Genomic DNA, 23,486 nt, shown 5'->3' with positions numbered 1-23,486 from the left:
AAATCGTTGACTTTTATTTAAAAACATCATATCCTTAATTCGAGATAAATATATTTTTTTGGTTTAATATCTCGAATTCGAGATAATATAAAGACGTCAGTAAAGACATAATGAATAGAGGCTTGTTACTTCATGATTAGGAGGTCATTAGAAGTGAAGAAAACAGAAGGAATTCACCATATCACTGCAATTGTAGGGCATCCTCAGGAGAACGTTGATTTTTATGCAGGTGTTTTAGGACTTCGTCTCGTGAAGAAGACCGTGAATTTTGATGATCCAGGCACTTACCATTTATATTTTGGAAATGAAGGAGGATCTCCGGGAACGATTATCACGTTTTTCCCTTGGCCAGGTGCACAAAAGGGACAAATTGGTGCAGGTCAAGTGGGCGTGACGACATATGTCGTACCGCCAGGCGCTTTCTCTTTCTGGAAGGAACGTCTTGAGCAATTTGATATTTCTTATGAAATGGTCGAACGCTTTGATGAAGCCTTTCTCTCACTTGAAGATCCACACGGCTTGTTGATTGAGCTTGTAGAGCGTGCGGAAGGGAAACAAAATGATTGGACATTTAACGGAGTCACATCAGATGTCGCGATCAAAGGATTTGGCGGAGCTGTTTTGTTAACATCACAGCCTGAGCAAACGATGCAGCTGCTCGAACAAACAATGGGTTTTGAACGAGTCGGAGCAGAAGAAGACTATGTGAGATTTCGTTCGTTTGGTGAGATAGGCAATGTCATTGATGTGAACAAGACACCTGTTGCACGCGGACGTATGGGTGTTGGGGTTGTGCATCATATTGCATGGAGAGCGACAGATGATCAGGATCAATTAGATTGGCAAAGACATATTGCGCAAAGCGGGTATCAAGTGACACCTGTGCAAGATCGAAATTACTTCAATGCCATTTATTTTAGAGAGCTTGGCGGCATATTATTTGAAATTGCGACTGATCCTCCAGGGTTTGCACACGACGAATCAGTGGAAACAATGGGTGAAGCATTGAAACTGCCACCGCAATATGAGGCGCAGCGCAGTCAGATTGAACAAATTGTACTGCCTATTGAGGTAAGAGAAATCAAAGGGAAAGGAGATTTATGATGAAACATCTTTTTCGAAAAGGAAAGAATGAACAAAGACCTGTTTTGTTATTACTGCATGGTACTGGCGGGACGGAAGAAGATTTATTGCCGCTTGCCGATTTAGTAGATGCTGACGCATCCGTTCTTAGTGTGAGAGGGAATGTGTTGGAAAACGGTATGCCGCGCTTTTTCAGACGTTTAGCAGAGGGTGTTTTCGATGAGCAGGATTTAATTGAGCGGACAGAGGAACTGTATACATTTATCGGAGAAGCAGCAGATGAATATGGGTTCGATCGTCACAATGTCGTCGCTCTCGGATATTCCAATGGGGCGAACATTGCAGGAAGTCTTTTATTCCATTACGAGGATGCGTTAAAAGGAGCGATTCTGCATCATCCAATGGTTCCAAGACGCGGAGTTTCATTGCCTTCATTGGCGGGGAAACAAGTCTTTATCGCAGCTGGTGAAAATGACCCAATGTGCCGTCCAGAGGAATCACAGGAGCTTGAGCAATTGCTGCAAGGCGCAGGCGCTTCGGTCACACTACATTGGGAAAATCGCGGACATCAGCTAACGAGAGAAGAAGTCGATGCTGCGGCATTATGGTATCGTCGTCAATTTTAATGAAGGTAGGGAATATAGATGGGATTTTTACAGAAGCTTTTTGGGCAAACCAAACAAAAGGAGATGGAACAAATGGAAAACGTAAAATTAGCAATTATTTATTATAGTTCAACAGGTACAAACTATCAGATGGCAAAATGGGCAGAGGCTGGAGCGAAAGAAGCTGGCGCTGAAGTGAAAGTATTAAAGGTTGCTGAATTGGCACCAGAAGCAGTTGTAGCATCAAATCCAGCATGGAAAGCACATTTAGACGAAACAAAGGATGTTCCAGAGGTTCAATTAAGTGATTTAGAGTGGGCAGATGCCATCATCTTTAGCATGCCAACACGTTTTGGTAACCTACCGGCTCAAATGAAGCAATTCTTAGACACAACTGGCGGCTTATGGTTCCAAGGGAAATTGGCAAACAAAGCAGTGAGTGCGATGACCTCTGCACAAAACCCAAATGGCGGGCAGGAGCAGACCATTCTCAGTCTTTACACAACGATGTTCCACTGGGGAGCGATTATTGCCGCTCCTGGATACACAGATGACTCATTATACGGTGCAGGGGGCAACCCTTACGGCGTGAGTGTCACTGTTGACCAAAATGGAAAGATCCAAGAGGACGCAGAAGCTGCTGCAAAACATCAAGCAAAACGTACAGTCAATGTAGCAGAATGGATCAAAAAAGGTCAAAACGCTTAATCAATGAATACAAAAAGAATGCAGCCCAGGCGCTGCATTCTTTTTTATTTAATAAGGATCTGATGGTGTGCTGTTGTTGATCGCTTCGTCTACAGCTTGTGCGGCGCCTGTAGATCCTATAGGTCCGCTTGGCTGCTCTTGTTTAAAAGCTTTTAATCCATCAGCGACACGCCTTCCGTAATCAGGGTCTGCCTTTGTAAAGTTTTCGATCATTTGCTTTTGAATGTCTTTTTGACAGGTCGCAAGGGTGTTGACTAAGTTCTTAATCAATTCCTCACGTTCCCAATCATTGAAGCGGCGATACGTTTCTCCGGCTTGTCCGAAGTTGTTCGGGCGGTCAATGGCTTCCCGTTTGACGTCACCCTCTACAAAAGGCGTATGATCCTTTCCAGCCTGTATGGCTTCTTTTAATCCGCCGAGGATCGATGGTTCATAATTCACATGAGGATTTTGCCCTTTGCCTTGATCGACCTGGTATTCCATTTGCCCATCTCTTTGATTTGTGGCGACATGCTTTTTCGGTGCATTGATCGGCAGCTGTAAATAGTTCGGTCCCACACGATATCGCTGCGTATCAGAGTAAGAGAAGGTGCGCCCTTGAAGCAATTTATCATCTGAGAAATCCAAACCGTCTACGAGAACGCCAGTCCCAAAGGCAACCTGCTCAACTTCTGCGAAATAATTTTCTGGATTTTTATTTAATACCATCCGTCCGATCGGTTTCCATGGATAGTCATCCTTGTACCAAAGCTTTGTCGGATCAAGCGGATCAAAATCGAGATGAGGGTGGGCATCATCTTCCATGATCTGCGCATAGACCTCCCATTCAGGATGATCTCCTTGCTCAATGGCTTCATATAAATCCTGTGTGGCATGATTAAAGTTTTCACCTTGTATCGCTTGAGCCTGTTCTTGCGTCAGGTTGCGAATCCCTTGCTTCGGTTCAAAGTGATATTTGACCAGAACTGCTTTTCCTTCATGGTTCACCCATTTGTACGCATGGACACCTGAGCCTTGCATGTGGCGATAGGTTGCTGGGATGCCCCAAGGTGAGAAGAGAAATGTCACCATATGCGTCGCTTCGGGTGATTGCGAAACGAAATCAAAAATACGCTCACCGTCCTGCCGATTGGTGACAGGATCAGGCTTAAAGGCATGAACCAAATCTGGAAACTTCAAAGCATCTCGGATAAAGAAAATTTTCAGGTTGTTTCCAACGAGGTCCCAGTTGCCTTCTTCTGTATAAAATTTAATCGCAAACCCTCTCGGATCGCGCAACGTTTCTGGCGAATGACCGCCGTGAATGACAGAAGAAAAACGAACGAAAACAGGAGTCTTTTTTCCTTTTTCCTGAAATAATTTCGCTCTTGTATAAGTGGAAATGGGCTCGTCACCGAATGTGCCATAGGCTTCAAAATAACCGTGAGCTCCGGCCCCGCGCGCATGGACGACACGTTCAGGAATACGTTCGCGATCAAAATGACTGATTTTCTCTAGGAAATCGTAGTTTTCAAGCGTAGTGGGCCCTCTATTTCCAACGGTTCTCATATTTTGATTGTCTGTTACGGGATGACCTTGCCGATTTGTTAAAGTGTCTTCTGACTCTGAAGATGGTTTAGGGTGTTGATCTTCTTTCAATTAAATCCCTCCTTCAATATCTCCCTAACAATATGGTCATCTTTCTCCCTATTTCATACAAGGATTGATATAATGATTGAAAACTTTCACGAGGAGCGAACCTGATGATTCGATTACACTGCCTTCATGCCCATCCGTCTAATCAGTCCTATATAGAAGAGGTGTTTGGTGATACCGATGTTGAGCTGCATCACACGGTCGATTCATCATTTATAGAACGTGCTACACAAGATCCCGATTTTAATCCTCACAAGCAGCAAACCTATGCCATCAACAAATTGATGAAAGAAGATGAAGCCGACATCATTCTGCTCACGTGTACACAATACATTGCCGCCTTGGGTGATCAGCAGTATCTCTTTAAGCAACCGATTGTTCCGATTGATGAACCGTTATTTGAACTGATTTGTCAGAGAAAAGGGCCTCTTCAACTTGTGTTTTCAAACCCGGATACAGTGGATGGGACAATGGAGCGGCTTGAATCATATGCAAAAGAGCACGGCAAACAGATTGATGCAGAGGTTATGGTGATGGAGGATATCTTTCACCTTTGCCTAAACGGTGACATGCATGCTTATGAGGAGCAAATTAAAAAGCAGCTCAGAAGATGTATGAAAAAAAGTGGAGACATTTGCGTGATGCAGCTATCGATGGTTTATGCGGCACAGCAGATAGAAAAGGAGACAGGCATTCCGATCATTCATCCGCTTTCCCCACTTAAACAGTTTGTCCATCAAACAATATCCGCTTTGAAGGAGTGAACCTGTCTGGTTCGCTCTTTTTGTATAGAAACGGAAATGGGATGACATGTTAAAAAATAATCGAGCGCAAACTATTTTCAAAAGGTGCGCGTCTATCCATTGTAAGAAATAACCGATGCGCATTTAAGATAAAGGAGCTCTTTGTAAAATGAAGAAACGAAAAATTGAGGATCAATTTGCTGATTACGTAATGGAGCATAAACACAGTTTTTATCGATTGTCCTATAGTTATGTCAAAAACCCAGAAGATGCGATGGATGTCGTTCAAGAGGCGATTCATAAAGCACTCAAATCTGTTCACCGATTAGAGGATGCAACCAAAATGCATAGCTGGTTTTATAAAATCGTGGTGAATGCTGCCCTAGATTTTTTACGAAAGAAGAAGCGGGTGCAGGTGACAGACGATGACACGCTTGAATTCTTATCACAGGGTGAATCAGATGTATATGAAGATCAAGATGTCAGACGAGCCATAGAGGATTTGCCCGACATGTACCGGGTCATCATTATCTTGAGATTCTTTGAAGATTTAAAACTAGAGGACATCGCCCACATTCTCGAAGAAAACGAAAACACCATCAAAACAAGATTATATAAGGCGTTGCGGCTTTTAAAAGTAGAATTATCGCAGGAGGAAATATAAATGGATAAGCATTTGGAACAGTTAAAAGAGGAATATTTAGAAATCCCTATTCCGCCGGAATATGATGCTATGGTTGAACGGACATTAAAACGAAAAAACAAAAAACCTCATTTTCAGCAATGGACGATCGGACTTGTTGCTGCGGCTGCTCTATTTGTCACGACTGTGAATGTCAGTCCACAGGCGGCAAGAGCGATTTCGGAGATACCTGTCATTGGCGAGCTGGTGAAAGTCGTGACATTCACAGAATTTAAAAAGAGCGATCAAGGAACGAATATTGACCTTAAAACACCACACGTTTCAGGGCTTGGGGACGGAAAATTACAAGACAGCCTGAATCAAAAATATTTAGCTGAAAATAAAAAGCTGTATCAAGATTTTGAGAAGGAAACAAAGGGTTATAAAAATGGTCATTTAAGTGTAGAGAGCGGATATGAAGTGAGAACAAACAATGATCAAATTCTTTCACTAGGTCGATACAAGGTGACGACTCAAGCTTCTGCGGCAGAGGAAATGACGTATGATACGGTGGATAAGAAAAATCATGTACTCATTACATTACCAAGCTTGTTTAAAGATGACCGTTATATTGATGTGATTAGTGAAAATATTAAAGACCAAATGAAGAAACAGATGAAAGAGGATTCAAATAAGATTTATTGGATTACCAAGCAAGATACGGTTGATCCGTTTAAGAAGATTCAGCCAGATCAAAGCTTCTATATCAATTCAAAAGGCAAACTGGTGATTTCCTTTAATGAATATGATGTGGCGCCTGGTTACATGGGTGTAGTGGAATTTACGATTCCAACAAGTGTGTTAAAGGATGTCCTTGTAAGTGATATGTACATTCATTAAAAGAAGAAACAAGACTGCTGAACATGTCAGCAGTCTTGTTGTGTTTATGAAGAAAGTGCGTCTGTCAGTGCAGGTACGACTTGTTTCTTTCTTGATACAACACCTTTTAGTAAAGCGGTGTTGTTTTCAAGTGTGACGTTAAATGCTTTTTCTACTTTTGCAGCTTCGGCACCGAGTGCAAGTGCAAGAGAGTCATTTTCTAGGATGTCTGTGATCACTAGAACGAATAGATCAAGACCTTTCGCTGCGATGACTTCATTGATTTTCGCTTCAATATCAGCCTGTCTTGCTGTAACTTCTGCGATATCTACTGTATTGACTTGCGCAATTTCCACTTTGCTATTGCCTAGTGCGAATTCTTTTGCATCAATTGTAATTAGTTCTTGAACCGTTTTTTGGCTTAGGTCAGCGCCAGCTTTTAGCATGTCTAGGCCGTAAACTTCTGGATCTACCCCTGCAATTTCAGCTAGCTCATGCGCAGCATCAATGTCTTGTTGTGTGCATGTTGGTGATTTGAATAGCAAGGAATCAGAAATGATTGCAGATAAAAGCAAACCAGCGATTTCTTTTTCAATCTTCACGTGGTTCTCTTTGTACATTTTGTTTAAGATTGTTGCTGTACAGCCAACAGGCTCAGCACGATAGTATAGAGGTTCACTTGTTTCAAAGTTGGCAATACGGTGATGGTCAATGACCTCAGTCACTTGTACTTGATCAATATCGCTTACACTTTGTTGGAATTCGTTATGATCGACAAGAATGACTTGCTTTGTTTCGTTTGCAGCCGTTTCAATGAAACGAGGTGCTTCTTGTTTAAAGAAATCTAATGCGTATTGTGTTTCTCCATTGATTTCTCCAAGTCTGACCGCTTCTGCTTCGACGCCGATTTTGTTTTTTAGATCAGCGTAAGCGATAGCAGAGCAAATCGTGTCTGTGTCAGGGTTTTTGTGTCCGAATACGAGTGTTTTTCCCATGTGAATTCTCCTTCTTACATTTATTGATGATGCTTCTATTCTAACAGCTTTTGACCTTGAATTCAGGGTTTATAGCTAAGAATAATCTAAAAAATTGTAACATGCTGTTTGAAAAGTTGCATGTACGAATCGAAATCAGTGTTCCACGTGAAACGCTCCTAAGATAGCCTGCATTTTACTTGCGATTTACCGCTATGGTAAAATAAAGGTTGGGGTAAGACATGGTGTAGCTTACATCGTACGTATACATAGAAGGACACATTGAGCAAGATATAGTAAAAGGATTAGATAGAGGTGAAGGTGTGAAACAAACAAAAGCGTTAGTAGAGGGCGCTATCATGATCAGTATTTTCTCTGTCATGACGCTGTTTTATTTGTATGTGCCGCTATTATCCATTATTTTCTTTCTAGCTGCTCCGATTCCGATCATCCTCTATACAATCAGGCACGGCTTGAAAAAAGGAATTGCTGCTGGCGCTATTGGGATAGTGATCAGCTTTTTAATTGGATCTATTAATGGACTCATGACGGCGCCAATTCTGATTGCTGTCGGATTAGGCATGGGTGTTTTCTACAGCAGACGGCAGCCTGGGAATGCCATCATTACAGGTGCGCTGATCTATTTATTTAGTTTTCTTATCTCCTTTGTTGTCAGTGTTCAGCTTTTTCAAGTCGATATCATGGGTATCGCGAAAGAGTCGATTGAGCAAATGATTCCGATGTTAGAGAGTGTCTTAAAGCAATCCGGCGCTTCTGAGCAGGACATTGCGAAGCAGCTGAAGCAGTTCAGAGAGATGCAGGATGCTGCATTGAGTGCTTTACCTGTCGCGCTGTTGATGTTAGTTACGCTGACGGCGTTCGTGAACCACTGGTTTGTGAAGCCTCTGATCAAACGGTTTGTCAAAGACATGCCAGCCTTGAAGAAATTTAAGGATATGCGGCTGCCAAAAAGCATGGTATGGTATTATTTACTCACACTGCTTTTGATGCTGATTCAGACGGAAAAAGGCAGCTTTTTATCGCTCGTTCAAACGAGTGCGTTTCAAATTTTATTTATACTGGTGCTTATTCAGGGATTTTCTTTTATCTTCTATTATTGCCACGAAAAAAGCATCTCAAAAGCGGTGCCCATTTTCGCTATAGTGTTAGGGGTTCTCTATCCGCCAGTCGCTGTGATTGTGCGTATTATAGGGATTGCTGACATAGGCTTTGATTTAAGAGAAAAAGTAAAAAACAAATAATTCACTCTGAATGTTGAGGAGTTGATATCAGTGCCAAGCTTCTATAGAAAACCTGTCATCAAGTATCCGATCATCGCTTTGATTTTCCTTGCGGTGGTCACAGTCCTCCTCAACCTTTATTATAATTGGATCATAGGAGCGGTTGGTCTTTTAGTCCTTGCAGGTGTGCTCTACTTCTTAAAGTGGGCAGATACGCAAGTGCAAAAAGAGATTGATTCATATATTTCAACATTATCCTATCGAGTCAAAAAGGTTGGAGAAGAAGCATTAATGGAAATGCCAATTGGTATTATGCTGTTTAATGACCAGTATTATATCGAATGGACAAATCCATTTCTCGCTTCGTGTTTTCATGAAAGCACGCTTGTCGGCAGATCCTTGTATGATACATTCGAGTCCATTGTGCCTCTTATTAAACAAGAGGTCGAGACAGAAAATGTGACGCTGAATGACCGAAAATTCAAAGTCATTATTAAACGGTCAGAGCGCCTTTTATATTTCTTTGATGTCACAGAACAGGTACAAATTGAAAGACAGTACGAAAATGAACGAACGGTGTTATCTTATATCTTTTTAGACAATTACGATGATGTCACGCAGGGTCTTGACGATCAGGTGCGCAGCACCATTAATAGTGAAGTGACGTCTCTGTTAAACAATTGGGCACAGGAATATGGCATTTTCCTGAAGCGAATTTCGTCCGAACGATTTATGGCGGTTCTAAATGAGAGCATTTTAGCAGAGCTGGAAGCGTCGAAATTCTCTATTCTAGACGAGGTCCGTGAGAAAACAGGAGCGCATAGTGCGACGCTTACCTTGAGTATCGGGATCGGTGCATCCGTACCTTCTTTAAAAGAGCTTGGGGCACTTGCGCAGTCGAGTCTTGATCTTGCCCTCGGACGAGGCGGGGATCAGGTAGCCATTAAGCAGCCGAATGGAAAAGTGAAATTCTACGGCGGGAAAACGAATCCAATGGAGAAACGGACACGTGTACGCGCACGAGTCATTTCTCATGCTTTAAAAGAAATTGTTTCTGAAAGCGGAAATGTCATGATTATGGGGCATAAGTTCCCAGACATGGACTCAATCGGTGCATCCATTGGGATTTTAAAGGTCGCCCAGGCTAATGGGAAAGAAGGCTATATTGTCATTGATGCCAACCAGATTGGGGACAGTGTTCAACGTTTGATTAGTGAAATTAAGAATTATGAAGATCTTTGGTCACGTTTTATCACCCCAGAGGAAGCCATGGAGCTTGCGAAGGATGACACGCTGCTTGTGGTCGTGGATACACATAAACCGTCTCTCGTCATGGAAGAACGACTACTCAATAAAATTGAAAATATCGTGGTCATTGACCATCATAGACGCGGCGAGGAGTTTATCCGTGACCCATTACTTGTCTATATGGAGCCGTATGCTTCATCCACAGCAGAGCTTGTGACAGAGCTTTTAGAGTATCAGCCGAAGAAATTGCGCATTAACATGATTGAAGCTACTGCGCTTCTCGCAGGGATCATCGTTGATACGAAGAGTTTCTCGCTGAGAACGGGATCAAGAACGTTTGATGCAGCATCCTATCTTCGTGCAAAGGGGGCAGATCCTGTCCTTGTGCAAAAATTCCTAAAAGAGACCGTCGATCATTACATCAAACGGGCAAAGCTCATTCAGCATACAGATCTGTATCAAAATCAGGTGGCGATTGCTTCATTACCGTCAGACAGCTCGGAGTATTATGATCAAATCACGATTGCCCAGACGGCAGATTCCCTGTTGTCAATGAGTGAGGTAGAAGCGTCCTTTGCTGTCGCTAGACGAGATGACAACACGGTGTGCATTAGTGCGAGATCATTAGGAGATATCAACGTCCAAATTATCATGGAAGCGTTAGATGGCGGCGGTCATTTAACTAACGCTGCCACCCAAATGTATGGTATAACCATTGAAGAAGCGGTAGAGCAGTTAAAAGCTGCCATTGATGAATATTTCGAAGGAGGGGTTCAAAGATGAAAGTCATCTTTCTAAAAGACGTAAAAGGCAAAGGGAAAAAAGGCGAAGTCAAGAATGTAGCTGACGGATACGCTCACAACTTTCTCATCAAACAAGGGTTAGCAGTTGAAGCAAACCCAACGAACCTAAGCGCATTGGAAGGGCAGAAGAACAAAGAGAAAAAGAATGCCATCCAAGAGCTTGAACAAGCGAAACAATTAAAAGAAACACTTGAGGCGCTAACAGTGGAACTAACAGCAAAATCAGGTGAAGGCGGCCGTCTGTTTGGATCTATTACAAGCAAACAAATTGCTGATAAATTGCAAAAAGATCATCAAATCAAAGTCGATAAGCGCAAAATCGAGCTGAATGACGCCATCCGTGCATTAGGTTACACAAATGTACCGGTGAAGCTTCATCCAGAGGTACAAGCAACATTAAAGGTACACGTGACAGAACAAGCATAAACCGAAAAGAACCCGTCTCATGAGGAGGCGGGTTCTTTTTTTATGATGGATCTGAAATATAGACGCTTCGTCCGGCTCGCATACCGGATATAAACATGAAAAATAGGATGATGATAAAGATGATAATGGATGGCGTCCATGTATGTGTGAGATCAAAAAGGATACCGATCATGAAAGGACCAACGGCGGCTAATAAATAACCGAGAGACTGCGCCATTCCGGAAAGGGCAGCGGCTTGCTCCATATTGGTCGTCCGTAATCCGATAAAAGTGAGCGCCAGACTGATGCTGGCACCTTGTCCAATGCCGATCAATAAAACAGAGATCACAAGAATAGGCGTCGATCCTCCGAGAAGAAGCCCAATCATGCCAAGTAAATACACAAGGACAAGGCCCAAGACAAGCGGTCTTTGTGTTTTTAATTTTTCCGCGAAAACAGGCGTTAAAAAGGTGGATGGCAGCCCAGCAAACTGCATAATGGACAGCATCCAGCCGGCTGTCGACAGGTTCATTCCATGTGATGTTAAAATATCAGGAAACCAGGCGATGCTGCTATAAAAAAGGAATGACTGCAAGCCCATAAAAAAGGTCACCTGCCATGCGACACGCGAACGCCATATCGGCTGCTCTGTGAGCGAAATGCTTTTGACGGCCGCTGTGTTCTGATGAAGAAGCTGCGGCGCCCAGACCATCATCGCGAGAAGTGCAAGGCCAGCCCATACGAGGAATGAAGTATTCCAGCCGCCAGGCATTGCATGGCTGAGCGGAACACTGACACCTGATGCAAGTGCCGCAAAGACGGACATCGAAGTCGTATACACGCTCGTCATCAAACCAGCATGTGCAGGAAATTTATGCTTCACAAGCCCTGGTAAAAGCACATTACATATCGCAATCCCGACACCGACAAGCGCGGTTCCCACCATTAAGAAGGTGATCGAGCCAAACGAGCGAATCACAATCCCAAATAGAAGGACAGCAAGCCCAAGCCAAAGGGTTCGTTCATTGCCAAGACGCTTTCCGATTTTAGGTGCAATTGGAGAAAGCAATGCGAATGAGAGCAGTGGTAAAGTGGTGAGAAAACCCGCAAGTCCATTTGAAAGCTGCAAATCGGAACGAATGGCGCCGATGAGAGGGCCGACGGACGTAATGGCAGGCCGCAGGTTAAATGCAATGAGTAAAATCCCAGCAATCAGCAGGATGGTTTGTCCCTTGCTGCGGGGATGTAATGTTGATTGTTCTAGTTGTTGTTCCATGAATGTAAACTCCTTTATTTCTTTAAGAAGAACGATCTTTCTTCTGTTCAAGTTCTGCTAGTTTAGCGATTAAGATATGCTGCGGCATATGCATGATTTGTTCAATGGGTACATTGAGTGATGCCGCAAGTTTTTGTGCCGTATCGGCTGAGATTTGTAATGGTCTCATACGCAAATCCCTCCTCTTTCAATCTATAGGTTCCAATATATCATATCGGCTTTGTGCCATGCAGATAAAAAATTAGAGTTCTCTTTGATAAAACCACTTTAGGGCTGATAAGAAATTTTTTTGAAATTGTTTCAGATGATGGCCCTCCCCTTGTTCGATGTGATAGTGCAGCTGCCATTCCTGCATCCCTTTCTGTAATAAAAGATCATGTAGTTGTTTATTGAATAAAGACATGTGCTGTTGAGCAGATGTTTTGCCTTTACCTTCTTCACTGCCCACAGACAAATAAATAAGGTGATCCACATACTGAATGCTTTGTTGTTTAGCAAACGGCAGAAAATCTTGATACCAAAATGACCCAGAGATAGATGCGATGTTTTTAAAAAGAGCAGGGTACATCAATAAAGTATAAATTGCAAATAGCCCACCTAATGAAGCACCTATGTGACTATGTTCATGACAGGTCTGTTTGACTGGATATTTTCTTTTGATATATGGGAGCAAGTCATTCGCTAAAAATGACACATACGTCTGTGCCTCGCCTTTAAAGTCAGGAAACCCAGAGTGCAGTGATGACGCCTTCCATGGTGTATACTCGTCAAGTCGATTGAAGGGGTGTATGCCGACAATGATGATTGGAGAGATGGTTTTGGCTTCGATCAGTCTTTCGATCTCTAGCAGGTGTGTTCTAAACAAAGAAGAGCCATCTTGTACAAAGACAGCTGGAACATTAATAGAGGTGTCCTGTGGAACGTAAATATCAAGCTGACGCCCGTTAAACTCGTCATATAGAAACGTTCCGTTCATATGTATTCACTCCTCAAGATTCTCAAATAAGCTGAAAAGAAGACAAAGGGCTAAACATTAACCCTTTGTCTTCTTTTTTTAGTTGTTTTTCTCTAACCATTTGACGGCCTTATCAAGGAAGGTTGTTTTGCTTAGTGCAGTTCCTCCTTGAAGCATAGGATCAACGACATTTTCATTGATGTGCCCATTTTTCACAGCTTTTAGGCTTGTCCAAATTTTATTTTCCTCTAAGTCCTTTAATGCGTTAGGTTTCGATGAGTTTTCCTCTTTAGAGAACTGAACGAAAATATAGTCAGGATTGAGTTCGCCCAGGCGCTCCAATGAAATCAATGCTTGTGCTTTGGCTTTTTTGATATCACTTGGTGCTGTAAATCCTAAGTCCCCATATAAGGTAGAGTTGAAGTATACGTCTTCAGGGTACACGTACAGGTCGCCTTGTCTAATGCGTAAAATGACAGCTGTTTTGTTGCTGCTTTTGTCTTTCAGGGTTTCTTTCGCTTGTTTGAGGTCTTTCTGATAATCAGAAATGATGTTTTTCGCTTCTTCACTTTTTCCAGTAAGTGTACCGAGCAATAAAAGATTGCTTTCCCAGTCAGAAGAGACATGGGATACTGGGATCGTTGTTTGGACTTTATCCAATTTTTTAATTGTTGCAGGTGGAAACTTTGTTGATCCGAGTATCACGTCTGGTTTTAGTTTTAAGATTTTTTCTAGATTCGGTTCCGTTTTTTCACCGATGCCTTCTGTTTTCGCTGTGATGTCTTTAAATAATTCAGGGAATGTGCCGCCTACTGTAGAAGCACCAATAGGCTCGATATTAAGTAATTTGGCATCTTCCATTGATTCTAGGCTTCCAGCAATGACAATTCGTTTCACTGGCGTTTTGAGTTTGTACGTTTGATCTAAGTAATTGATGTTTGTTTCTGCTATTTCAGCTGACTTGCTTTTGGTTGTGTTTGAAGCAGGTTTATTTTCTGCAGCACCACAGGCAGCTGTGATGATCGTCATGATACAAAGGATAAGCAATGCTAACCATTTTTTCATTTGTTTTCTCCTTTAACTGATAATTGTTCTCAATTAAAGATTGTATTAGGCTTTTGTCCTTTTATCCATAGACAATTCTCTGTCAAATGATGGACTTTTTACGGAAAAAAAGATAAAAGGTCCTGAATGACTCGTTTATGACTGGCTGCTGTGTATTCACGCCAAGGGTCAGATGCTAGTGGATAGACTGCTTGTTGCGTCACAGCTTTGAGATTTTGCCAATCTTCCTGTTGCTTTAACTTTTGATAAAAAGCAAGGGTTTTTGGCTCCTTATGCAAGTAGAGGAAGATGGCGTCTGGATCTAGCTGTTGTATGGAGCGAATGGTGATTTTCTTTTCTATTAGCTGTCCATCATTCTGAAAAGCTGGCAGAAGACCAATATCATGAAAAATCACTTCTGACATGGTGCGATTTACAGACAAGTAGAGTTGATCTTGAAAGATACGAAGAGGCAGGACGGTTTTTGGTGGATGATCAAAAAGGCATGTCTTTTTCGCCTGAATGACGAGCTCCTCATAATGAATCAACCATTCTTCTGCTTCCTTCGCTTCGTTTAGGAACATAGCTGTTTGTCTGAATTGAGTGCGCCAATCCAAATGGGTGAATGGAACAAAGTGAACAGGACAGATGGTTTTCAACACTTGTTTTTCTTCCTCTGTCACATGATCATTGGCAATGATCAGCTCAGGTTTTGTTTCCTTTAATTGCTGTAAATTGGCTTCAGCGTGCTCATTGATCCGATGTGCACTCAGGTGAATCGGGATTTCTTCTGCATGATGCTCAAAATCATGTGCTGTCCATTTAGGGTGAAGAGGGGCAGCATACGGGATGATATGAATGGGTGTGAGCTGACCGAGTATGGAATGGCCATAGGCTGCAATTTTCCGCTGACGGCTTTTCATATAAGTAGAAGGGGTCATGCCCGTTTTTTTCTTAAAGATGCGGCTAAAGTAATAGGGATCTTGATAGCCGATTTCCAGTGCAATGTCTTTGAGCTTTGCGTTGCCTTTTGCCATTAGCTGTTTGGCTCTAGCCATCCTTTTCTTGGTGATATAATCAGTGACACTCACATTAAAATGCTTTTTAAATAGCTCACTGTAATGATTGGCGCTGATGCCAGCCATTTGAGATAGACTTGTAAGGCTGAGGGGTTCTTCGGAATGTTGATCAATATATTGTTTTGTTTTGAAAAGGGCATGTGTCGTGTCACAAATATCTTCATTATGCAGTGTGAAAAGCTGCAGGATGAGCTGTTGAAAAAGGGTTTGGCTTCTAAAAAAGCTAACGGATTCATGTCTTTTCCATTCCTCTGTCATTTCGGACAGTAAAGAATGAATTTGTTCAATTGAGCTAATATCGATAAATTGCCATACATTCAGTAAAGACCGGGCATGTTCAGTTGATACTTCTTCTATGTGTTGACCTTGCGGCGTGTACATTTGAAAGCGAAGCAGATAGAGCTCGTGTTTTTGATAAGGCTTTGTTTTTAACATAAATGTCTCATCAGACAGAATTGTATAGAGTGTTAGATTTTTCAATCGCCATTTTTGATCGTTCAGCGTGAGTAAGCCGCTGCTGCTTATGCTAACGAGGAGGCAAAATGTATCTGATAACTGCTGCTCCTTATGCGGAAGCTCTGCATTCTTTATTTTTTCAGCAAATGTCAATCGATAGATGAATTGTTCTGCCTTTGCCATTGTACGTAATTGATTGTTTCCCATAAAACCACCTGATCTCTTATTTGTTGATAAACATTCTCAATTAAATTGTAGCAGAAAGAGTTGGAAAGATGGTGATGTTTATTCTGTCAAAAAAGCACCCTGAGTCAGATCAGGGCGCGATGATTTAGTCTGTTTTTCCATGTGCTAGCGCAGGTTCTTTTGTTAAGCTTAATGGCCGTAAGTCCTGCCAGTGTGTCTGGATATAATCGATGCAGGCATTTCTAGTGTCTTCACCAAAGACCTTTTCCCACCCATCTGGCACTGGTGCAAATGATGGCCAAAGTGAATGCTGTCCTTGTTCATTGACAAGCACAAGAAATACACCGTCTTCACGATCAAAGGGATTTGTCATTTGTCATCTCTCCTTTATTCTTAGTGCTTTTGTTTGACCCGATGCAGAGAGTCGTCTAAGATGACACCAATTTCTGCTAGGGGTTTAGGCTGGCACATGTCTTTGTGCCGGCAATGAATGTCGTGCTGTTCAATGGTTCCGTTGATATAAGGTGCCCATGCTTCGGGATCAATTGGTGTAAACCAATCTGGGATAATGGTAGATCTAAAGAATAATATGTCCCCATGATAAGTTTTTGGCTGATATTCTCCGAGCAATCGTACTGAATTGACATAGGTTTCCTTTAGATTTCTAATGGCATCTTCATTTAAGCTTGCTAGTGCACTGCCGTCTTTCTTCAAGATGTCGACAGCACTTTTCATCGTGAGCGGTTCACCTGTTAAGGTATCTGGATCATAACCCCCGAGTGCAAGAAGAGCGATTAGTGCTTCTTCTTCATCGGGTGCTTCTTTAATCGGTAAGAAATGGTTTGGATAGGCATCTAGCATCGCAACGAGAGCGATTTCTTCACCTTGCTGCTGGAGTTGTGTAGCCATTGCCTGTACAACGTTTCCGCCTAGTGACCAGCCAAGAAGATGATAAGGACCTTTTGGCTGAATCGTTTGGATGTGCTTGATGTAATCCGCAGCCATATCATCTAGTGTGTGCGGGTAGTCATCTTTTCTTGCGATTCCTCTTGCCTGTAATCCATAAATAGGAATGTCTTTCTCTAATGTATTCAAGAGACCTGCATAGCACCAGCTAAGACCACCAGCTGGGTGAACACAGAAGAGAGGATATCTTTCTCCATTTGTTCGTAGCGGCAGCAGGATTTCTAGTGCGTTTTCATCGCTTCCTGTTTCTAGTTTCTCTGCCAAACTTGCAACATTTGGTGCTTCAAACAACGTTCCGATGCTTAGTTTGACACCAAGTGCATCACGAATGCGGCTGATTAAACGAACCGCAAGTAAGGAATGCCCGCCAATGTCAAAAAAGCGATCGTCAATGCTGATTTTTGGCAAATCAAGCACCTCTTCAAAGAGGTGGCATAGAACTTCCTCTTTCGGGTTTCTTGGGCCGCGGCCATCCGTTTGCTGTATATGCAATTGAGGTGCCGGTAGTGATTTTTGATCAAGCTTTCCGTTTGCTGTAAGTGGCATCGTATCAATCTGTACATAAGCCGCAGGCACCATGTAATCAGGAAGACTGGCTGACGCAAAATGGCGAAGGGTCTCTGTATCGAAACGGTCTTCTTCAGTTGTGACGATGTATGCGACTAAGCGTTTGTCACCAGGCTGATCCTCTCGCATAATCACGGCAACTTGTGCAACTGCATCGTGGCGTGATAGAACGGCTTCGATTTCTCCAAGTTCAATTCTAAACCCGCGTATTTTAATTTGATGATCAGCTCTGCCAATGTAATCAAGTGCCCCTTCTTCTGTCCAGCGAGCGAGGTCGCCAGTTCGATACATCCTTGTGCCAGGTGCTCCATAAGGATCGGCAGGGAATCGATCTGATGTCAGGTCAGGCCTGCCTAGATAACCTCTAGCCAAACCAGCTCCAGCTACATACATTTCACCTGTCGTCCCAGGTGGAACAGGCTGTAGGTATTCATCAAGTACGTACACGTGTAAATCAGGAATCGGTTCGCCTATTAAGCTGCTGGATTTCTTTGCGATCATGTCTCGATTGAGTACATTGTACGTAACGTGTACGGTGGTTTCTGTAATGCCGTACATGTTAATTAGCTTTGGCTTGCAGTCTGAGTGACGGCTGTACCAATCTTCTAATCTGCTAAGCTCTAATGCTTCACCGCCAAAGATGACAAAGCGGAGTGATAATGCTTGACCAAGTGTTTGTTGTTCCTTGTCTATCTGCATGAGCTGATAGAAGGCAGAAGGTGTTTGATTAAGCACAGTCACACCTTCATCAACTAGAAGCTGCAGCATCTCTTCTGGAGAACGAGAGATGGTATGAGGAACAATGACAAGCCGACCGCCATATAAAAGGGGCCCCCATATTTCCCAAACTGAAAAGTCAAAGGCATACGAATGGAACATTGTCCAAACATCCTCTTCGTCAAAATGGAACCAATGTTCAGTAGATGTCAGAAGACGGATGACATTTTGGTGTGGGATGACCACTCCTTTTGGTTTCCCTGTAGATCCGGATGTATAAATAATATAGGCCGGATGCAGAGGAGATAGCGGCTCAATTCTGTCTATATCAGCCGGATTGTGATTTGGCGTAATCTGTAATTGATCATTTGTTTCTTTTTCGTCTAACAAAATCAAATCGCAATCAGCAGGGAGATGCAATGCAGCTGCTTTTGTTGTGATGCTGCAAACTGGTTTGGCATCTTGTATCATGTATGCCAGCCTGTCTGCTGGATAATCAGGATCAAGCGGAACATAGGCTGCGCCTGCTTTATGAACGGCTAATAGGCTGACGAGCATATCGATTGATCTAGGCAGGGCAAGTGCAACGAACTGTTCTGGTCCAACGCCTCTTTCTATTAATAAATGAGCAAGACGATTGGCTTTGTTGTTTAACTCTTCATAGGTAAGCTGCCACTTGCCATCCGTTACTGCCACTCGATCAGGATATTGCTGCACCGTTTTTTCAAATAAGGTCGGGAGACGAAGTGCTTGGTCTAACTGAGCGAATGTCTTTTTGTCAGGTAGAAATGTTTGCCGCTCTTTATCTGATAAAATGTTCACTTGACCAATCGGCAGATGTGGGCGCTCAGCTATCTCTGTTAAAAAGCGCTTCATTCTGGCAGCGATTGCTTGAATGGTACTTTGTTTAAATACATCTGTGCTGAATTCAAACAATCCTGTTAATCCTGCTGCTGACCCAGTTTCAGTTCTTTGTTCTGTTAATTCGATGGTCAGATCAAATTTAGCTGATCCTACTGGTTTCACGTAGAGGTCTGAGTCAAGTTGTGTCATCTTCATTTCCGCCTTCGGTGTATTTTGGAAGGCAAGCATGACCTGGAACAATGGATTGCGTGATCTGGAGCGGTTTGGATTTAGAATTTCCACTAGCCGTTCAAATGGCAGATCCTGATGCTCATAGGCTGCTAAGTCAACGTCTCTCACTCGCTTCAATAGCTCACTAAAGGTTGGATTACCAGCTGTATTTGTACGTAATACTAGTGTATTCACAAACAATCCCACAATGTCGTCAAGTGCATCGTCATTCCGCCCAGCAATTGGACTGCCAATAGGGATATCTGTTCCCGCTCCAAGACGTGTCAGTAATGCTGCAAGTGATGCTTGAAGCACCATGAACAAGCTCACCTGATGCTGCTTTGCAAGTTCAAGGAGCAGCTGGTGTAAAGCGGGCTCAATCGTAAAGTCGATCGTAGCACCGTTGAAGCTTCCTTCCTGTGGACGCGGGTAGTCATAGGGAAGCTCCAGTTCTTCAGGCAGGTCATGTAAGGCACCTGTCCAATAGGTAAGCTGCTTGGCAAATAGACTATCCGTCTCTTCCTCACTGCCCAACAGCTTCTGCTGCCAAATAGCATAGTCAGCATATTGAACAGGTTCGGCTGGCAAGGAGATTGATTTTCCTTGTATACGGGCTTCGTAAGCAGCAGCTAAGTCTCGTGTCAATGGTGCAAGTGACCAGCCGTCACCAGCGATATGATGCAGCAATAGAAGCAGCACGGATCGATTTGCATCAAGTATGAATAATTCAGCGCGAAGTGCAGGCTCTTCTTCAATCTTAAAGCTATAGCGAATGGCTTCGTTTAACTGATTATCAATTTGTTGATCACTTGAAGCTGTGACGTGGAGTTCAGGCTGAACACTTTTCGGGTGTAAAATAACCTGTCTTGGCATGCCGTTCTTATTTGGAAAGATGGTTCTAAGGGTTTCATGTTTTTCAGTGATATCTGCTAAAGCACCACTGAGAGCTTTTTGATCTAATGTACCTGTCAGCTGAATGACAAGTGGAATATTATAAGTTGGACTTGGACCTTCAAGGCAATGAAGGAACCAGAGCCGTTTTTGGGCAAAGGATAATGGAATTTCATCTGGCTTTTTTTCTACCTGAAGCGGCGGCCGAATGTCCTTTGCTTTGTCTAAGTGCTGTGCAAGTTCAGCGACTCGAGGTGATTCAAAAATGGTGCTCATGCTTAGGTCTGCACCGAATGTATCGCGTATACGTCTAAGCAGACGAGCGGCAAGTAAAGAATGTCCGCCTAAATCAAAGAAACTATCATCTATGCCAATTTGAGATACGCCAAGGGTTTCTGCAAATAAACTACATAACATGTCTTCTTGGGGTGTTCTAGGTGTACGCTCAGAACTAACTAAAGACATATTTGGCACTGGCAATGCTTTGCGATCGATTTTGCCGTTTGGTGTAAGTGGAAGTTCCGGCAAAAAGACAACAGCAGAAGGCACCATGTAGTCTGGAAGTAACGCAGCCACAAACTGCCTAAGCTCTGAAGGGTGAAGAGAAGAGTCGTCTGTTAGCACAACATACGCACAAAGCAGCTGTTGTCCAGGTTGATCCTCCCGAACGATAACGGATGTATGCTTTATGGCTGGGTGCTGCATAATAACTGTTTCAATTTCACCTAGTTCAATACGGAAGCCGCGAATTTTAATTTGATGATCAGCACGGCTAATATAATCAATCGAGCCATTCTCACGCCACCTGGCTAAATCACCCGTGCGATACATTCTCGTGCCTTTTGTGCCGAATGGATCAGCGACAAATCGTTCAGCCGTTAAGTCATATCGTCCAAGATATCCTCTGGATACTCCTTCACCTGCAATATAAAGTTCACCGATTGATCCTGCTGGGACTGGGTTTAGTCCTTCATCTAAAATGTAAATGCTCGTATTCCAAATGGGTTTGCCAATCGCCGGTCCACTATTCTCTCGATGTGCTGTGACATTTTCCATGGTAGACCAGATCGTCGTTTCTGTAGGTCCGTACAAATTGGTAATGTCGCATTGAAGAGATTGTAATGTGTGCAAAAGGGAGGCAGGGAGTGCTTCTCCTCCAACAAGAACACGCATACCTGTTATCACGTCAGGGTAATCATCTGCTAACGCATGCCACAACGTTGGTGTTGCCTGCATGATTGTGACATGATGAGAACGAATCATGTCTGAAAGCTTTGCTGGTTCTTGTATCGTTTCTTTTTTTGCTAATAATATAGCGGCACCATGTAAAAGCGGGAGGAACATTTCTAGCCCGGAAATATCAAAGGCAATGGTCGTTACCGCTAAAAGCTGGTCCCCTTGATCTAATAAAAATGAATCTTGCATAGACAATATAAAGTTGATCACATTTCGTTTTGTTACAACAACACCCTTAGGCTTCCCTGTCGATCCTGACGTGTAGAGGATGTAAGCCGGATGATGCGGGGAGCCTTCGTTCCAGGTCGGATTGAGATGCGGGCTGCCTGCTATCTCCTGATGAACAATTGAATCATCCAGTTGAACGATGTGCGGATGCTCCAAACCGTCTGCTGTCTCTTTGACTGTGAGCAAGCACGCCGGTTTGGCATCTTCTAGCATATAGGTGACACGATCGTTAGGGTAATCAGGGTCTAGTGGCAGATATGCTGCTCCTGTCTTGATAACGGCTAATAGACTTACGACCATATCGATGGAACGAGGCAGAGCAATTGCGACAAATTGTTCTGGTCCAATGTCGCGCTTTTTCAAATAATGAGCCAATTGATTTGCCCGCTGATTCAACTCTTCGTAGGTCAAAGTGATTTCTTCAAACTGTAATGCTTTTGCTTGTGGTGTTTTGCTGACTTGTTTTTCAAATAGTTCCCGTAAAGATTCTTTTGGTAATTCTCGTTTTGTATCATTCCAGTGCTTGAGAATGTTCTCTTTTTCTTCAGACAAAAGAAGGTTGAATTGACTGATCGTCTGATCTTGCTCTAGTCCGGTTATTTCCTCCAGCAATTGAAGAAAACGCTGCTGATGAGCGTCAATTGTTTGCTCTTTGTAAACGGCAGGGTTTGCATCAAAGTCGATTTGAAATCCGTTCCCATCTGCGCGGTCGTATATGTTGATCGATATATCATCTACGGGTCCTGCTGAAAGATTATGTGCTTGACCAATGCTCTGATCGAACTTGAGATCATAATCAAATGGCATGATATTGATCTGCGGGCCGAATAATCGTTGATTTCTTCCGATGAGTTTAAAGTCTCTCCGCATGTCTTCATGACGATATCTTTGATGAGGACGAATGGCTTTCAGTTCATCAGATACTTGGCGAACAAGTGCTGAGAGCGTCATTTCTGGTTTGCATGTTAAACGAAGCGGAACCAGGTTCATGACCATTCCGGGCGTTTGCAAGGCGCACGATCCAAGGCGCATCATAACAGGTAATCCTAAAACAATATCATGTGCACCAGTCATACGATGCATATATATAGCGGATGCCGCAAGAATCATTTCATGCCACGTACCGCCGAAAAATTGAGCATTTTTTTTCATTTTGCTTACCTTTTCGGCATCGCAGCTAGCCGTTTTACGGATAAAATGATCCGACGTTCTTGGGGCAAGCTCAGCAAGACTGACAATTTCAGGTTGATCAGCAAAGCGATTTTTCCAAAATGCTCGATCATCATCATACCGATTGGACTGTTGATAGGTGATCTCTTCTTGGACTACGTCAAGTAAGGCTCCAAATGTTTGAGGAGGCACAGGTGTCCCTTTCGATAGGGCTGAATAGACCTCAGCAACACGGCGTGCAATGAGCGAAAAGGCGAATCCATCAATGGCAATGTGATGAATGCGCTGATACCAGATAAAACGGTCGTCAGCAAGTTGAAAAAGTACTTCACGGAATAATACATCTTTCTCTAAAGAGACTGGCGTTGAAAGATCTGCCTTCATCCATGCTTTAGCCGCATCAAGCGGCTGTTTTTCATTTTGTAAATTGATAGATTGAAATGGAATCTCTTTCTTAGATATCAACCATTGCTTTGGACCGTCAGTATCCTCAACGAAGCGCATATACAAGGAATCTGCTTCTAAGACAGTCTTTCTAATGGCTGCTTCAAAGTGTACGGGATCAATAGGACCTTTAATATCTATATACTCAGCTGTATTGAAAATAGGGTTAGATGGATCAAGCTGCTGCGCATACCAAATGCCTGATTGGGCACCGGTTAGTGGGAATGAATCGACTGACTGGATCGACAAGG

18 protein-coding genes are annotated in these 23,486 nt (G+C 43.0%); 9 read left to right on the top strand and 9 right to left on the bottom strand.

The window, feature by feature from the left end; genetic code table 11:
• Positions 1–132 precede the first annotated feature (132 nt).
• Genes MHB79_RS18845 through wrbA form a run of 3 tightly spaced genes read left to right on the top strand, consistent with a single transcriptional unit; the run spans position 133 to position 2,396 of the window.
• Complete coding sequence (locus MHB79_RS18845) at positions 133–1,104, top strand: ring-cleaving dioxygenase (protein WP_445661258.1); 972 nt, start codon at positions 133–135, stop codon at positions 1,102–1,104.
• Entirely contained in the window at positions 1,101–1,709 is a 609-nt protein-coding gene (locus tag MHB79_RS18840) for an alpha/beta hydrolase (protein ID WP_034620304.1), read from the top strand. The genes MHB79_RS18845 and MHB79_RS18840 overlap by 4 nt, the downstream gene beginning before the upstream one ends.
• Before the next feature lie 18 nt (positions 1,710–1,727).
• Complete coding sequence (wrbA, locus tag MHB79_RS18835; protein ID WP_034620302.1) at positions 1,728–2,396, top strand: NAD(P)H:quinone oxidoreductase; 669 nt, start codon at positions 1,728–1,730, stop codon at positions 2,394–2,396.
• Between the two features lie 48 nt (positions 2,397–2,444).
• On the opposite strand, the gene katX is transcribed toward wrbA, so the two are convergent.
• Positions 2,445–3,944 carry a catalase KatX gene (gene katX, locus MHB79_RS18830; RefSeq protein WP_408732769.1) on the bottom strand — a complete coding sequence of 500 codons (1,500 nt, stop codon included), beginning with the start codon at positions 3,942–3,944 and terminating at the stop codon, positions 2,445–2,447.
• 194 nt (positions 3,945–4,138) lie between these two features.
• Here katX and MHB79_RS18825 point away from each other — a divergent pair, with 194 nt between their 5' ends.
• The 3 genes from MHB79_RS18825 to MHB79_RS18815 all read left to right on the top strand — a co-directional run bounded on the left by MHB79_RS18825 (position 4,139) and on the right by MHB79_RS18815 (position 6,296).
• Complete coding sequence (locus MHB79_RS18825; RefSeq protein ID WP_050944667.1) at positions 4,139–4,795, top strand: hypothetical protein; 657 nt, start codon at positions 4,139–4,141, stop codon at positions 4,793–4,795.
• Between the two features lie 148 nt (positions 4,796–4,943).
• Positions 4,944–5,438, top strand: a complete 495-nt coding sequence (locus tag MHB79_RS18820; RefSeq protein ID WP_050944666.1) for an RNA polymerase sigma factor — start codon at positions 4,944–4,946, stop codon at positions 5,436–5,438.
• Positions 5,439–6,296 (top strand): DUF3298 and DUF4163 domain-containing protein, encoded by an 858-nt coding sequence (locus MHB79_RS18815; protein WP_050944665.1) that lies wholly within the window; start codon positions 5,439–5,441, stop codon positions 6,294–6,296. It abuts the gene before it with no gap.
• A 44-nt stretch (positions 6,297–6,340) separates the two neighbouring features.
• On the opposite strand, the gene MHB79_RS18810 is transcribed toward MHB79_RS18815, so the two are convergent.
• On the bottom strand, positions 6,341–7,270 hold the full coding sequence (locus MHB79_RS18810; protein WP_050944664.1) for a manganese-dependent inorganic pyrophosphatase: 930 nt from the start codon (positions 7,268–7,270) through the stop codon (positions 6,341–6,343).
• 302 nt (positions 7,271–7,572) lie between these two features.
• Between MHB79_RS18810 and MHB79_RS18805 the strand changes: the two genes are divergently transcribed.
• The 3 genes from MHB79_RS18805 to rplI are packed head-to-tail and all read left to right on the top strand — an operon-like array spanning position 7,573 to position 10,967.
• A complete protein-coding gene (locus tag MHB79_RS18805; protein WP_226804541.1) occupies positions 7,573–8,511 on the top strand; it encodes a YybS family protein in 939 nt (312 codons plus the stop codon).
• A 30-nt stretch (positions 8,512–8,541) separates the two neighbouring features.
• The gene (locus MHB79_RS18800) at positions 8,542–10,521 is read left to right on the top strand and encodes a DHH family phosphoesterase (RefSeq protein WP_003214961.1); all 1,980 of its coding nucleotides are present in this window, start codon (positions 8,542–8,544) and stop codon (positions 10,519–10,521) included.
• Positions 10,518–10,967, top strand: a complete 450-nt coding sequence (gene rplI / locus MHB79_RS18795; protein ID WP_044139055.1) for a 50S ribosomal protein L9 — start codon at positions 10,518–10,520, stop codon at positions 10,965–10,967. Before MHB79_RS18800 ends, rplI begins: the two co-directional genes overlap by 4 nt.
• Positions 10,968–11,007: 40 nt before the next feature.
• On the opposite strand, the gene MHB79_RS18790 is transcribed toward rplI, so the two are convergent.
• The 7 genes from MHB79_RS18790 to MHB79_RS18760 all read right to left on the bottom strand — a co-directional run bounded on the left by MHB79_RS18790 (position 11,008) and on the right by MHB79_RS18760 (position 23,484).
• Positions 11,008–12,222, bottom strand: coding sequence for a CynX/NimT family MFS transporter (locus MHB79_RS18790; RefSeq protein ID WP_003214688.1), 1,215 nt, complete (start codon positions 12,220–12,222; stop codon positions 11,008–11,010).
• A gap of 22 nt (positions 12,223–12,244) precedes the next feature.
• Entirely contained in the window at positions 12,245–12,391 is a 147-nt protein-coding gene (locus MHB79_RS18785; RefSeq protein WP_003214589.1) for a YycC family protein, read from the bottom strand.
• Positions 12,392–12,463: 72 nt separating this feature from the next.
• Positions 12,464–13,198: an alpha/beta hydrolase gene (locus MHB79_RS18780; RefSeq protein WP_137054095.1), complete on the bottom strand. Its 735-nt coding sequence runs from the start codon at positions 13,196–13,198 to the stop codon at positions 12,464–12,466.
• A gap of 78 nt (positions 13,199–13,276) precedes the next feature.
• Positions 13,277–14,242: an ABC transporter substrate-binding protein gene (locus tag MHB79_RS18775; protein WP_340990532.1), complete on the bottom strand. Its 966-nt coding sequence runs from the start codon at positions 14,240–14,242 to the stop codon at positions 13,277–13,279.
• 98 nt (positions 14,243–14,340) lie between these two features.
• On the bottom strand, positions 14,341–15,963 hold the full coding sequence (locus MHB79_RS18770) for an AraC family transcriptional regulator (protein ID WP_137054097.1): 1,623 nt from the start codon (positions 15,961–15,963) through the stop codon (positions 14,341–14,343).
• 124 nt (positions 15,964–16,087) lie between these two features.
• Entirely contained in the window at positions 16,088–16,315 is a 228-nt protein-coding gene (locus MHB79_RS18765) for an MbtH family protein (protein ID WP_003215360.1), read from the bottom strand.
• A 20-nt stretch (positions 16,316–16,335) separates the two neighbouring features.
• Complete coding sequence (locus MHB79_RS18760; protein WP_340990531.1) at positions 16,336–23,484, bottom strand: amino acid adenylation domain-containing protein; 7,149 nt, start codon at positions 23,482–23,484, stop codon at positions 16,336–16,338.
• Positions 23,485–23,486: the final 2 nt, after the last annotated feature.

The organism is Bacillus sp. FSL M7-0558, assembly GCF_038003245.1.
Lineage (GTDB): Bacteria > Bacillota > Bacilli > Bacillales > Bacillaceae > Bacillus > Bacillus pumilus.
The sequence above is the reverse complement of the archived record's forward strand: the minus strand, read 5'-3'. Positions and strand labels throughout refer to the sequence as shown.

What these genes read in the sequence shown, in the direction of transcription:
- MHB79_RS18765 (WP_003215360.1), bottom strand. Translation starts at nt 16,315, where the DNA reads ATGACAAATCCCTTTGATCGTGAAGACGGTGTATTTCTTGTGCTTGTC.
- rplI (WP_044139055.1), top strand. Translation starts at nt 10,518, where the DNA reads ATGAAAGTCATCTTTCTAAAAGACGTAAAAGGCAAAGGGAAAAAAGGC.
- MHB79_RS18770 (WP_137054097.1), bottom strand. Translation starts at nt 15,963, where the DNA reads ATGGGAAACAATCAATTACGTACAATGGCAAAGGCAGAACAATTCATC.
- MHB79_RS18775 (WP_340990532.1), bottom strand. Translation starts at nt 14,242, where the DNA reads ATGAAAAAATGGTTAGCATTGCTTATCCTTTGTATCATGACGATCATC.
- katX (WP_408732769.1), bottom strand. Translation starts at nt 3,944, where the DNA reads ATGAGAACCGTTGGAAATAGAGGGCCCACTACGCTTGAAAACTACGAT.
- MHB79_RS18820 (WP_050944666.1), top strand. Translation starts at nt 4,944, where the DNA reads ATGAAGAAACGAAAAATTGAGGATCAATTTGCTGATTACGTAATGGAG.
- MHB79_RS18840 (WP_034620304.1), top strand. Translation starts at nt 1,101, where the DNA reads ATGATGAAACATCTTTTTCGAAAAGGAAAGAATGAACAAAGACCTGTT.
- MHB79_RS18785 (WP_003214589.1), bottom strand. Translation starts at nt 12,391, where the DNA reads ATGAGACCATTACAAATCTCAGCCGATACGGCACAAAAACTTGCGGCA.
- MHB79_RS18810 (WP_050944664.1), bottom strand. Translation starts at nt 7,270, where the DNA reads ATGGGAAAAACACTCGTATTCGGACACAAAAACCCTGACACAGACACG.
- wrbA (WP_034620302.1), top strand. Translation starts at nt 1,728, where the DNA reads ATGGGATTTTTACAGAAGCTTTTTGGGCAAACCAAACAAAAGGAGATG.
- MHB79_RS18790 (WP_003214688.1), bottom strand. Translation starts at nt 12,222, where the DNA reads ATGGAACAACAACTAGAACAATCAACATTACATCCCCGCAGCAAGGGA.
- MHB79_RS18780 (WP_137054095.1), bottom strand. Translation starts at nt 13,198, where the DNA reads ATGAACGGAACGTTTCTATATGACGAGTTTAACGGGCGTCAGCTTGAT.
- MHB79_RS18845 (WP_445661258.1), top strand. Translation starts at nt 133, where the DNA reads ATGATTAGGAGGTCATTAGAAGTGAAGAAAACAGAAGGAATTCACCAT.
- MHB79_RS18815 (WP_050944665.1), top strand. Translation starts at nt 5,439, where the DNA reads ATGGATAAGCATTTGGAACAGTTAAAAGAGGAATATTTAGAAATCCCT.
- MHB79_RS18825 (WP_050944667.1), top strand. Translation starts at nt 4,139, where the DNA reads ATGATTCGATTACACTGCCTTCATGCCCATCCGTCTAATCAGTCCTAT.